The sequence below is a fragment of the Klebsiella sp. TF21-TM genome (assembly GCF_019753495.1).
GTDB lineage: Bacteria > Pseudomonadota > Gammaproteobacteria > Enterobacterales > Enterobacteriaceae > Klebsiella > Klebsiella quasipneumoniae.
Window position 1 is genome coordinate 92,598 of record NZ_JAIJYL010000018.1, and the last position, 11,769, is coordinate 104,366.

General features: G+C 59.1%; 10 protein-coding genes. 1 reads left to right on the plus strand and 9 read right to left on the minus strand.

Annotated elements, in window-relative coordinates; translation table 11 throughout:
* Window positions 1-25: 25 nt before the first annotated feature.
* From hflC to nnr, 9 genes are all read right to left on the minus strand, one after another.
* Entirely contained in the window at window positions 26-1,030 is a 1,005-nt protein-coding gene (gene hflC / locus K5R89_RS17580; protein WP_004192484.1) for a protease modulator HflC, read from the minus strand.
* 2 nt (window positions 1,031-1,032) lie between these two features.
* Window positions 1,033-2,295, minus strand: a complete 1,263-nt coding sequence (gene hflK, locus K5R89_RS17585; protein WP_004206443.1) for an FtsH protease activity modulator HflK — start codon at window positions 2,293-2,295, stop codon at window positions 1,033-1,035.
* Window positions 2,296-2,360: 65 nt separating this feature from the next.
* On the minus strand, window positions 2,361-3,641 hold the full coding sequence (hflX, locus tag K5R89_RS17590) for a ribosome rescue GTPase HflX (RefSeq protein WP_004146725.1): 1,281 nt from the start codon (window positions 3,639-3,641) through the stop codon (window positions 2,361-2,363).
* Between the two features lie 75 nt (window positions 3,642-3,716).
* Window positions 3,717-4,025: an RNA chaperone Hfq gene (gene hfq, locus K5R89_RS17595; protein WP_002885659.1), complete on the minus strand. Its 309-nt coding sequence runs from the start codon at window positions 4,023-4,025 to the stop codon at window positions 3,717-3,719.
* A gap of 92 nt (window positions 4,026-4,117) precedes the next feature.
* Window positions 4,118-5,068, minus strand: coding sequence for a tRNA (adenosine(37)-N6)-dimethylallyltransferase MiaA (gene miaA, locus K5R89_RS17600; protein ID WP_044525187.1), 951 nt, complete (start codon window positions 5,066-5,068; stop codon window positions 4,118-4,120).
* Entirely contained in the window at window positions 5,061-6,920 is a 1,860-nt protein-coding gene (gene mutL, locus K5R89_RS17605) for a DNA mismatch repair endonuclease MutL (RefSeq protein WP_135732771.1), read from the minus strand. Before mutL ends, miaA begins: the two co-directional genes overlap by 8 nt.
* Window positions 6,921-6,930: 10 nt before the next feature.
* The gene (gene amiB, locus K5R89_RS17610) at window positions 6,931-8,289 is read right to left on the minus strand and encodes an N-acetylmuramoyl-L-alanine amidase AmiB (protein ID WP_044525185.1); all 1,359 of its coding nucleotides are present in this window, start codon (window positions 8,287-8,289) and stop codon (window positions 6,931-6,933) included.
* Window positions 8,290-8,305: 16 nt separating this feature from the next.
* Window positions 8,306-8,767, minus strand: a complete 462-nt coding sequence (gene tsaE / locus K5R89_RS17615; RefSeq protein WP_032454629.1) for a tRNA (adenosine(37)-N6)-threonylcarbamoyltransferase complex ATPase subunit type 1 TsaE — start codon at window positions 8,765-8,767, stop codon at window positions 8,306-8,308.
* A complete protein-coding gene (nnr, locus tag K5R89_RS17620) occupies window positions 8,760-10,271 on the minus strand; it encodes a bifunctional ADP-dependent NAD(P)H-hydrate dehydratase/NAD(P)H-hydrate epimerase (protein ID WP_023291710.1) in 1,512 nt (503 codons plus the stop codon). The genes tsaE and nnr overlap by 8 nt, the downstream gene beginning before the upstream one ends.
* Window positions 10,272-10,284: 13 nt before the next feature.
* Between nnr and queG the strand changes: the two genes are divergently transcribed.
* Complete coding sequence (gene queG / locus K5R89_RS17625) at window positions 10,285-11,424, plus strand: tRNA epoxyqueuosine(34) reductase QueG (protein ID WP_032454627.1); 1,140 nt, start codon at window positions 10,285-10,287, stop codon at window positions 11,422-11,424.
* The last annotated feature ends 345 nt before the right edge of the window (window positions 11,425-11,769 follow it).

Below are 11,769 nucleotides of genomic sequence, written 5' to 3' on the forward strand. Positions count from 1 at the left end.
ACTGTAGGTTACTGTCATCTTCGACTTATTTACGCACCGAATCCGGTGAACGCATATAGCGGAAGAAATCGCTATCCGGGCTCAGGACCATGACATCCTGATTGCTCTGGAAGCTCTTCTCATAGGCGCGCAGGCTACGAATAAAGGAATAGAAGCCCGGATCCTGGCTGAACGCGTCGGCAAACAGTTTTGCCGATTCCGCATCGCCTTCACCACGCAGGATACGGCCCTGGCGCTCGGCTTCCGCCAGCGTCTTGGTGACTTCATAGTCCGCGGTCGCGCGCAGTTTTTCCGCCTCTTCCTGACCCTGTGAACGGTGGCGACGAGCAACCGCTTCACGCTCCGCGCGCATACGGTTGTAGATCGCTTCCGACACTTCCGCCGGCAGGTTGATCTGCTTGATACGCACGTCGACGACTTCAATACCCAGCGCCGCCATACTGTTCGGGTTGATCACCTGCACTTTGCCGTTGGTTTCAGCTTCCACGCGCTCTGCCGCTTTGGCAATCGCGTCGTCAGCTGCCGGCGTGCTAACCTCGTCTTCCGTACCGGCCGACCCTGAGTTCAGCGCATCACGCACTTCCAGCGTCAGACGGCCACGGGAGTCGGTGACGATGTCTTTCACATCCAGACGGCCGATTTCAGAACGCAGACGGTCCGAGAATTTACGCTTCAGCAGCACCTCTGCCTGGGAGACGTCGCCGCCGCCGGTGGCCAGGTAGTAACGGCTGAAGTCGCTGATGCGCCATTTAATATAGGAGTCGACGATCAGGTCTTTCTTCTCTTTGGTGACAAATCGGTCAGCCTGGTTATCCATGGTCTGAATACGCGCATCCAGCATTTTCACCGATTCGATAAACGGGATCTTGAAGTGCAGGCCTGGCGCATATACCAGCGGCTTGTTTTCGTCGTCACGCAGAACTTTACCGAAACGCAGCGTGATACCGCGCTCGCCCTCCTTCACGACAAAGACTGACATGTAGAGCACTACCAGCACGATGACAATGATCGCGATAACAGATTTACGCATCGTTATTCCCCCTGACGCTGGTAGTCGTTACGCTGCGCGTTAGCGCGGCGTTGGTCCATAATGCTACCCCCGGTTGAGCTCGAGGTTGATGAGGTGCTGGCGCTGCCAGTGCTGGATGCAGGCGGCAGACGCAGCAGATCGCTGGCGTCACTGCTATCGCTCTTTGCTGCCGGCGCAGCGGCGCCTTTCAGCATCTGGTCCAGCGGCAGAACCATCAGATTGCCGTTTTTGCTGTCATTAACCAGCACTTTACGGGTGTGGCTCAGCACTTTTTCCATCGTTTCGATGTACAGACGCTCGCGGGTAATCTCCGGCGCGGCTTTGTATTCCGGCAAGATCTTAGCAAAGCGAGCCACTTCACCCTGGGCTTCCAGGACGGTCTGGGTCTTATAGGCGCGTGCCTCTTCGAGGATACGCTGCGCCTGACCATTCGCGCGCGGCTGGACTTCGTTGGTGTAAGCCTCCGCTTCACGAATGTACTGCTGTTCGTTCTCACGCGCGGCAATGGCATCGTCAAACGCGGCTTTCACCTCTTCCGGCGGACGTGCCGTCTGGAAGTTGACGTCCAGCAGAGTGATGCCCATGTTGTACGGGCGAATCGTCTCTTCCAGCTCACGCTGAGTATCGCTACGGATCACGGTACGACCTTCGGTCAGAATGCGATCCATGGTGTATTTACCGATCACCCCGCGCAGCGCGCTGTCGGTGGCCTGACGCAGGCTGTCGTCCGCGCTGGTGACGCTAAACAGATAGCGCTCCGGATCGGTGACGCGGTACTGCACGTTCATCTCAACGCGCACCACGTTTTCGTCAGAGGTCAACATGACGCCGGACGCCGCCAGTTCACGTACCGACTCCACGTTTACTGCCTGCACGTTATCGATAAAGGTCGGCTTCCAGTTCAGGCCCGGCTCAACCAGATGGCTGAACTTACCAAAACGGGTGACCACGCCGCGTTCGGCTTCTTTAATAGTATAGAAACCGCTGGCCGCCCAGATAATCACTGCCGCCGCGGCAACGATGCCGACAATACGCCCGCCCATCGGTCCGCGAGGTCCCTGCGCGCTATTGCCGCCGCCCAGTCCGCCCTTGCCGCCGCCGAGCCCGCCAAGTTTTTTACTTAACTTGCGGAAGATATCATCCAGATCCGGCGGCCCCTGCTCGCGACCGCCTTTGTTGCCATTTCCCTCAGAGTTGCCGCCAGGTTTGCTGCTCCCCCACGGGTCGCGGTCCTGTCCGTTATTACCGGGCTGATTCCACGCCATGTATATGCTCCATATTTGTTTTTGATATCCCCACAGGGGTCAATATCTTCAGGCAAGCTGCAAGGTCAAACCACATAGTCAACAAGCGTTGGCTCTTGCTTACAGAGGCGCCGCCAGTCAACGATCGGCATGCGCACCTGCAGACTCACGCTGCCGTCATCCTCCATCCACTCTTTTTCTATCGCCTGAAGCTGATAGAAACGGCTTCTCAGTCGCCCTTCTTTCGGCGGTAAGCGCAGCGTATGCTGGGCCACTTCACCGGAAAGGCGCTCCGTTAACGCCTGAAAAAGCAGTGGTACGCCAACCCCGGTCTGAGCGGAAAGCCAGACCCGAATCGGTTTATTTTCATCGTCGCGATCGATGCGCGGTTCAAAATCGTCCAGCATGTCGATTTTGTTCATCACCAGCAGCGCCGGGATCTCATCGGCCTCAATTTCAGCGAGAACCGTATTTACCGCATCAATGTTTTCCTGCACGCGGACATCCGCCGCGTCAATCACATGCAGCAGCAGCGTCGCCTGACGCGTCTCCTGCAACGTCGCTTTAAACGCGGCCACCAGATCGTGCGGCAGGTGGCGAATAAAGCCGACGGTATCGGCCAGCACCGTTTCGCCGACGTCAGGGACGTCAATGCGGCGCAGCGTCGGGTCCAGGGTCGCGAACAGCTGGTTCGCGGCATAGACCTCGGCGGCGGTGATCTGGTTAAAGAGCGTTGATTTTCCGGCGTTGGTGTAGCCCACCAGCGACACGGTTGGAATATCGGCTTTCGCGCGCGACCGCCGCCCCTGCTCACGCTGCTTTTCGACTTTTTCCAGCCGCGACAGGATCTGCATGATGCGGTTACGCAATAAACGACGGTCAGTTTCGAGCTGGGTTTCACCCGGGCCACGCAAACCGATCCCGCCCTTTTGTCTTTCAAGGTGGGTCCAGCCGCGGACAAGGCGGGTCGCCATATGGCGCAGCTGCGCCAGCTCGACCTGCAGTTTCCCTTCATGGGTGCGCGCGCGCTGAGCGAAAATATCTAAAATAAGACCGGTACGATCGATAACCCGGCATTCGCACAGGCGTTCCAGGTTGCGTTCTTGCGCCGGACTCAGGGCATGATCGAAGAGCACGACCGAAGCGCCGGTCGCTTTAACGGCTTCCGCAATTTCGACTGCCTTACCTTCACCAACAAAATACTTCGGGTGCGGTGCTTTACGGCTACCGGTAATCACCTGCATTGCTTCGACACCGGCGGAAGAGGCCAGAGTTTCAAACTCCTGGAGGTCTTCCATATCTTTGTCTTGCGAAAAATAGATGTGTACCAGTACCGCCTGCTCACCGGCGTCATAACGGTCAAACAAGCGTAAACCCCTTATAAAATACCAGCGGGGAACGCAGAAAACCTGGCTCCCCGGCGTGGAAAAACAGCACTAGCCTTATTCGGCGTCGTCGCTGTCTTGTTGTGGCGCAGAAGAGCCCTGCGCGCTACCACCGTGGTGATAGTTACTGGAACCGCCGCCAGCATTGTTGCTGTGGTGAGACACCGGGCGAGACGGGACAACAGTAGAAATTGCGTGCTTATAGACCATCTGGCTGACCGTGTTCTTCAACAGGATCACGAACTGATCGAAAGACTCAATTTGCCCTTGCAGCTTGATACCATTCACCAAATAAATAGAAACCGGAACGCGTTCCCGACGCAAAGCGTTCAGGAACGGATCTTGTAAAGATTGCCCCTTAGCCATTCTCTCTTTTCCTTATATGTATGCTTGTTTTGTACTCAGAACCTTACGATTCTCAAAAAAAATTACGCACGATACCGTTTAATTGTACACGTTCAGTTCTGGCTCGCACCAACAACCTGTAATACTTTGTTGAGCGCTTGTTCAGGTTGTTCACTGTCTAACCAATGCACACCTTCCCAACCGCGCAGCCAGGTGACCTGACGTTTGGCTAACTGTCTCGTGGCGCAAACACCTCGATAAACCATCTCATCATATGGGATCTCGCCATTGAGATATGACCACATCTGGCGGTATCCGACACAACGGATGGAAGGCATATCCGTATGCAAATCTCCGCGGGCAAAAAGCGCCCGTACTTCTGCTTCAAAACCTGAAGCTAACATCTGATGAAAACGCTGTTCTATGCGTTGATGGAGCAGTTCACGGCTCGCCGGGGCGATGGCGAACTGATGCACCTGATATGGCAGAGCGTCTCCTGACGTTTGCGTCAGTTCCGTTAAAGTTTTACCCGAAATGAAAAAAACTTCCAGTGCCCGGGAAAGCCTTTGCGGATCATTTGGATGAATACGCGCAGCCGCCACGGGATCGATCTCCTGTAACTGCTGATGTAACGCGTTCCACCCCTGCTCTGCGGCCTGCCGCTCAATCCGCGCTCTGACCTCTGGGTCAGCGGACGGTAAGGGCGACAATCCTTCCAGCAACGCTTTGAAATACAACATCGTCCCGCCGACTAACAGCGGAATTCGCCCGGCGGCGACAATTTCCGCCATCGCCGCCAGCGCATCGCGGCGAAAATCCGCCGCGGAATAGGCCTCTGCAGGATCCAAAATATCCAGCAGCCGGTGCGGCGCGGCGCTCAGCTCTGCGGCATCCGGTTTGGCGGTGCCAATATCCATTCCCCGATAAATGAGGGCGGAATCAACACTAATCAACTCTACTGGCAAAACTTTACGTAAGGCTATCGCCAGCGCGGTTTTGCCGGAGGCCGTCGGGCCCATTAAAAAAATTGCCTTGGGCAGGCTCGCCTCGGTTACATCATTCATCTTTCAGGGCATTCATCGCCGAATGGAGATCTACAGGTTGTAACAGGCCACCCGGCGGCGTTCTCACCAGCTGCGGGCAAAGACGCTCAACGTCCGCCAGCAGCGCAATCGCCTGCGCCATATTCCATGACGTCTGTTCGCTCGTCAGATTACGCGCCATCCATTGGGCGATATTGCCGACGTCGAATGCGTTTTGCTGCGCCAGGTAGCCTATCAGTTCAGGAATCAAGATTTGTAAATTTTGTTGTCTTAAGGGTAAAGGGACCGCGCGCACCGTCACGTGCAGGGCATCGGTATGCATATCGATCCCCAGCTGCGTCAGCGCCGACTGCGCGGCGGCCAGCGCCTGTTTTTCCCCTTCCGTCACTTTTAACCGCAGGGGGATCAACAGCGGCTGGGCACAGACGGCCTCTGCTCCCGGGGTTAACTGCGCCTGGCGCAGCCAGCGCTCGGCAACGGTCAACGACAGCAGCGCCAGGCCGCCCTCGCGCTCGAGCAGCGCGCAGTCGCGGCTCACAATCGTCAGCACTCTGCCAAAGCTCTGGCTGTGACCGGCCAGTTCCGCCGTGCCCGGAGTCTGTAACGCGGGCTTTGGCGCCGTTGGCGTGTCGAGCAACTGACGATAAAGCGCCCCTTGCTGCTTCTGGTAACCCGGCTGCGCGTGCGGCCAGCTCGCGCCGCCCGGCCTGCCGCTGGAGGCCGCAGGCTCACGCGATGGCGTGATGCTGAAACGGGTTGCCGGTTCACGCGCTTCCGACGGCCGCGCAAACTGGTTGCCGCCCGCCGCGATCCGGTTCTCCGGCATCGCACGGGGCGCCGGCGGGTCGTCTTTTTCCGCCTGCGGCGCGTCAAGTTGCTGCTGCAGCACGCTCAGTACGCCCTGGTAGATAAAGTCATGCACCAGGCGCGACTGATGGAAACGCACCTCATGCTTGGCCGGGTGGACGTTCACATCCACCTGATGGGGATCGATCTCCAGATACAGCACAAACGCCGGCTGCTGATCGGCCCCCAGCTTGTCTTCACAGGCCTGGCGGATAGCGTGGTTGATCAGCCGGTCGCGCATCATCCGCCCGTTAACGTAGCAATACTGAATTTCCGCCAGCGCAGGGGTGGTATGCAGCGGATCGGCGACCCAGCCGCGCAGAGTCAGATCGCCATGCTGCCACTCAATCGCCAGGGCATGTTCAAGAAAGGCGGCGCCACAGATGGTTCCCAGCCGCCGCTCCCGCTGGCCATCCTGAGCGACTGCCCGATACTGGCGCATCACCTTGCCGTTATGGCTGAGGTTGATGGTGACGTCGAAGCGCGCCAGCGCAATGCGGCGGACCACCTCGTCAATGTGGCCGAACTCGGTCTTTTCGGTGCGCATAAATTTGCGCCGCGCCGGGGTGTTGTAGAACAGATCGAGGACTTCCAGGGTGGTGCCGACCGGATGCGCCGCCGGCTTCACCGTCACCGCCTGATCGCGGCCTTCGGCATACGCCTGCCAGGCTTCCTGCTGTTCCGCCGTGCGCGAGGTGAGCGTCAGGCGCGCCACCGAGCTGATACTGGCCAGCGCTTCGCCGCGAAAACCGAGGCTGATAATGGCTTCGAGATCGTCGAGCGAGGCGATTTTGCTGGTCGCGTGGCGAGCCAGGGCCAGCGCCAGCTCGTCTTTTTTGATGCCGCAGCCGTTATCGCGAATGCGAATGAGCTTCGCGCCGCCGCGTTCGATATCAATATCAATTCGCGTGGCGCCCGCATCAAGGCTGTTTTCAACCAGCTCTTTCACCACCGACGCGGGCCGTTCCACCACTTCGCCGGCGGCAATCTGGTTGGCGAGCTGCGGCGGCAGAACCTGAATCGGCATCCCCTGCTCCTTAGTTAATCAACATCCCGCCTGGCGCTGCGGCGCTGGCGGTCTGCGCCGCCTCGCCGCGAGGCGCAGACTGCAGCGGATGCTGCATAAAGTAGTTGCGCAGACCGTTGTAAATCGCCTCCGCAATCTGCTCCTGGTAATCATCGCTCCCCAGTAGCCGTTCTTCCCCGTTGTTACTGATAAAGCCTGTTTCCACGAGGATCGACGGAATGTCCGGCGAGCGCAGTACGCCGAGGCTGGCATGCTCAGGACGGCGCTTATGCAGATTGCCAATCCGCTGCAGCTGGCTGAGTACGTTGGTCGCCACATCGTAGCCGACGCGCTGGGAGTGACCGAACTGCAGATCCAGCACCGCCTGGCTCAGGTAGGGATCGGCCTGGCTGTTCGCCAGCACATCGCCCGCGCCGCCGAGCAGTTCAGACTGCTTCTCATGCTGCTCCAGCCAGCCGGCCATTTCACTGTTGGCGCGACGGTTCGAGAGCACCCATACCGAGGCGCCGGTGGCATCGCGGTTTGGCGCGGCGTCGGCATGGATTGAGACGAGGAAGTTGGCGTTTTGCTTACGCGCCACATCCGAGCGCCCCATTACCGAAATAAAGTAATCCCCGTCACGGGTCAGCACCGGTTTAAACTGCGGATCGGCGTTCAGCAGCGCCCGCAGCTTGCGCGCGATAGCGATAGTCACGTTCTTCTCTTTGGTGCCATTCGGACCAATCGCGCCAGGATCCTGACCGCCGTGCCCGGCGTCGATGGCGATAATCACCTTATCCTGCGCCGACACCGTGCGGGCCGCCGGACGGGTCACGGTCTGATTGTTGGTCATCGCCGGCTGAGAGGGGGTCATCACCGTCTGCCGATCGTGGCCCGACGAGCTAAACGGATTGCGTCCCGCCGTCGCCGTCCGGGAAGGCATTACCGGCGGCGGGTCGGCCCGTTTCACCACCACAGGAGGCGGCGGCGGTGGCGGTGGCGGCGCGTCGGCGTTGATGGTAAAGACCACCGTGTAATTCGCCCCGTTCTGCTGCTTCACCGCCCGGGTTTTGCCATCTTCCGTCAGATCCACCAGCAGACGCAGCGTCTGCGTATCCTGCGGCGTACCGGCGCGAATACTCTTCACCAGGTTGCTGCCGCTAAATTTCAGCGGCAGTCCCTGCAATACGCCGGTCTGCTTGATATCCAGCGCCACCAGTCGTTTGCCCTGCGGGGTAAAGGAATACTCCGGTTCACCGACAAAGCTAAGAGTAATACGGGCCTGCTGGTCTCCGTTGGAGACCTGGATATCGGATAAACTCGCCGCAGTGGCGTGAAGACTCGACAGCATCAGCGCAGCGGCAAGCCAGGTGGTTATGCGATACTTCATCCCGTCATCCTTCAGGCTAAATGGCTAAACGCGCCAGTAAAGATTCACCCCGTGAGGAGATCGCGGTCATGCGCGCCTCACGCCCTTGTGCCTGGTAATCAAGGTGAATTTCAACGTCCGGGTCAGGCAGGACACCTGCGCCTTGCTGCGGCCATTCCACCAGGCAGATGGCATCGTCGGCAAAATAATCGCGGATCCCCATAAATTCCAGCTCCTCAGGATCCGCCAGGCGGTAGAGATCGAAGTGATACACCATCAGTTTGTCGAGGGTGTACGGCTCCACCAGGGTATAGGTTGGGCTTTTGACATTGCCGCGGTGACCGAGCGCCTGTAAAAAGCCGCGGCTAAAGGTGGTTTTCCCCGCGCCTAAGTCACCATACAGGTAAATCACGGTGGCGCCGGTACAGGCCTGCGCAATACGGTCGCCCAGGGCCAGCGTGGCCTGCTCATCGGGTAAAGGAATCACTCGGTTAATCATGGTCTACGTCAATCACATCCGGGTTAACAACACGCCTGAGCGTGGAAAAGAGATCGGTCGCCAGCATGCCGCGGGTGCCCTCGCGGGCGGCCAGTCGGTCGGCGGCATCGCCATGCGCGACGCACCCGGCACAGGCAGCATCATACGGCGTCAGGTGCTGTCCTAACAATGCGGCGATAATGCCAGTGAGCACATCGCCCATTCCGCCGCTGGCCATCCCGGCATTGCCGGCGTCGATAATGCCCATCGCCCCGCTTTCACTGGCCACCACCGTGCCCGCGCCTTTCAGCACGACCACGCCGCCATACCGTTTTACCAGACGCTGCGCAGAAAGTAAGCGATCGCTTTCAATTTCTGCCACGCTGACGTTCAGCAGACGGGCCGCTTCGCCGGGGTGCGGCGTCAGCACGCGATTGTGACGTTTATCGGGATTGAATGCCAGCAGGTTCAGCGCGTCTGCGTCCCAGACCATCGGTTTGTTAACACTTTCCACCATGCGCAGGGCGCTGCGTCCCCACTCGTTCTGCCCCAGGCCCGGGCCAATCGCCACCACATCCGCCCATTCCAGCGCGGCTTTCAGGGTCTGCGGCGTCAGTTCATCCACCATTAATTCCGGCCGGGCGGTGACAATGGGCGCCACGTTCTCAGGGTGAGTGAGTACTCGCACCAGTCCTGCGCCGGCGCGTAAAGCCGCTTCACCGCACATGCGAATCGCGCCTGCCGTGCCGCGATCGCCGCCGACGATCGCCAGCTTGCCGTGATCGCCCTTATGGGAGGTAGCCCGGCGCGGCGGCAGCCAGTCGGCAAGGTGGGCGGCGCAAAACCGCGTCAGGGGAGTACTTTGTCCGGCGAGCCAGCGCTCAAGCCCCAGCGCATGATGGTGGAGCTGCCCGACGACATCCCGCGCCTTGCCGGTCAGCAGCCCCGGCTTGAGGGCAATAAACGTCAGCGTATGGTCGGCCTGAATGACCGCCCCCGGCGTCGCGCCGGTCTGCGCATTCAGGCCGGAAGGGATATCCAGAGCCACCACAGGCGCAGGATGGTGGTTCGCCTGGTGGATGAGCGCCGCGATGGATTCGCGCGGCGCACTGCGCAACCCGGTGCCAAGCAGGCCGTCAATAATCAGTGAGATATCGTCTGGCCAGGGGACAGTGTCCGCATGGATCACGCCGCCGGCGTTAAGCCATGCCTCCCGCGCCGCCTGCGCCTCTTCCGGCAGCGGGTTGTCACTCTCCACCGCCAGCAGCGTCACCCGCCGCCCGGCGGCCTGGGCCAGACGCGCGACGACATATCCGTCGCCGCCGTTGTTGCCATGCCCGCAGAGGATCAGCCAGTGCGCGCTGTCAGGAAAAGCGCGGCTGGCCAGCTGGAACGCCGCCTCGCCCGCGCGCTGCATCAGTTCAAACAGCGTCAGTCCCAGGCTGTCCGCCGCCTCTCGTTCGGCCAGGCGCAGCGCCTCCGCAGGCCAAATGTTGTATGGTATACTGTCAGGGTTTTTCGTCATTGTATGGTCCATCATGTCACAGCCCCTCGATCTCGTTCAGTTAGCGCAACAAATCAAACAATGGGGCACAGAGCTCGGGTTCCAGCAGGTCGGTATCGCCGATACCGACCTTAGCGCCAGTGAACCCAAACTGCAGGCATGGCTGGATAAACAATACCACGGCGAAATGGAGTGGATGGCCCGTCACGGTATGATGCGCGCCCGCCCCCACGAACTGCTGCCCGGTACGTTACGCGTCATCAGCGTGCGGATGAACTATCTGCCCGCCAACGCCGCCTTTGCCCGCACCCTGAAAGATCCCGCGCTGGGTTACGTCAGCCGTTATGCCCTTGGGCGTGATTATCATAAGCTGCTACGTAATCGCCTGAAAAAACTGGGTGAGAAGATTCAGGAACAGTGTGCTTCGCTCAATTTTAGACCTTTTGTCGATTCCGCGCCTATCCTGGAGCGGCCCATCGCAGAAAAAGCGGGCCTTGGATGGACAGGTAAGCACTCACTTATCTTAAGCCGCGACGCCGGCTCCTTCTTTTTCCTCGGCGAACTGCTGATTGACCTGCCCCTGCCGGTCGACAGCCCGGTCGCGGAGGAGTGTGGACGCTGCGTCGCCTGCATGACCATCTGCCCCACCGGGGCCATCGTCGAGCCCTATACCGTCGACGCCCGCCGCTGCATCTCCTATCTCACCATCGAACTGGAAGGCGCGATCCCGGAGGAATTCCGTCCGCTCATCGGCAACCGGATCTATGGCTGTGACGACTGCCAGCTCATCTGTCCGTGGAACCGTTTCTCACAGCTCACCGATGAAGAGGATTTCAGTCCGCGCCAGGCGCTGCATGCCCCGCCGCTGGTGGAGCTGTTCGCCTGGAGCGAAGCGTGGTTTCTGAAGGTGACCGAAGGGTCGGCGATTCGTCGCATTGGTCACCTGCGCTGGCTGCGTAATATCGCCGTCGCGCTGGGTAATGCGCCCTGGGATGAAGCCCATCTTCGCGCGCTGGAGAGTCGCCTGGGCGAGCACCCGCTTCTCGACGAACACATTGAGTGGGCGATGGCCCAGCAGCTGAAAAAACGGAGCGCCGACGCCGTTGAAGTACAGCTGCCGAAAAAATTACGTCTGGTCAGGGTGGTAGAGAAAGGGCTGCCGCGCGACGCCTGATTCATTCACAGGCTGTGAATAAAATCTAAAACACATTGCGTTTCAAGGCGCAGACCGAGGTCAAGTGATCGGATTAACATTTCGAAATGAAATTTAATTGTTAAATTTCAATTAGATATAAAGATATTATTTACAAAGCGAAGCATTTACGCCGTCAGAGACGAAACGACAACCTGTGGATAACTCTGTTCACAGTATTTCTGCAGACCAAACGAAAATCATCCCCGGCGCTGGATTGCACTGTGGATAAATAAGAGATGGAAGAAAATTTGGAGCGGGAAACGAGACTCGAACTCGCGACCCCGACCTTGGCAAGGTCGTGCTCTACCAACTGAGCTATTCCCG

Coding starts and splice junctions, on each gene's coding strand:
- hflK (WP_004206443.1), bottom strand. CDS start 2,295: ATGGCGTGGAATCAGCCCGGTAATAACGGACAGGACCGCGACCCGTGG.
- miaA (WP_044525187.1), bottom strand. CDS start 5,068: ATGAATGATGTAACCGAGGCGAGCCTGCCCAAGGCAATTTTTTTAATG.
- hfq (WP_002885659.1), bottom strand. CDS start 4,025: ATGGCTAAGGGGCAATCTTTACAAGATCCGTTCCTGAACGCTTTGCGT.
- amiB (WP_044525185.1), bottom strand. CDS start 8,289: ATGAAGTATCGCATAACCACCTGGCTTGCCGCTGCGCTGATGCTGTCG.
- hflC (WP_004192484.1), bottom strand. CDS start 1,030: ATGCGTAAATCTGTTATCGCGATCATTGTCATCGTGCTGGTAGTGCTC.
- queG (WP_032454627.1), top strand. CDS start 10,285: ATGTCACAGCCCCTCGATCTCGTTCAGTTAGCGCAACAAATCAAACAA.
- tsaE (WP_032454629.1), bottom strand. CDS start 8,767: ATGATTAACCGAGTGATTCCTTTACCCGATGAGCAGGCCACGCTGGCC.
- nnr (WP_023291710.1), bottom strand. CDS start 10,271: ATGACGAAAAACCCTGACAGTATACCATACAACATTTGGCCTGCGGAG.
- mutL (WP_135732771.1), bottom strand. CDS start 6,920: ATGCCGATTCAGGTTCTGCCGCCGCAGCTCGCCAACCAGATTGCCGCC.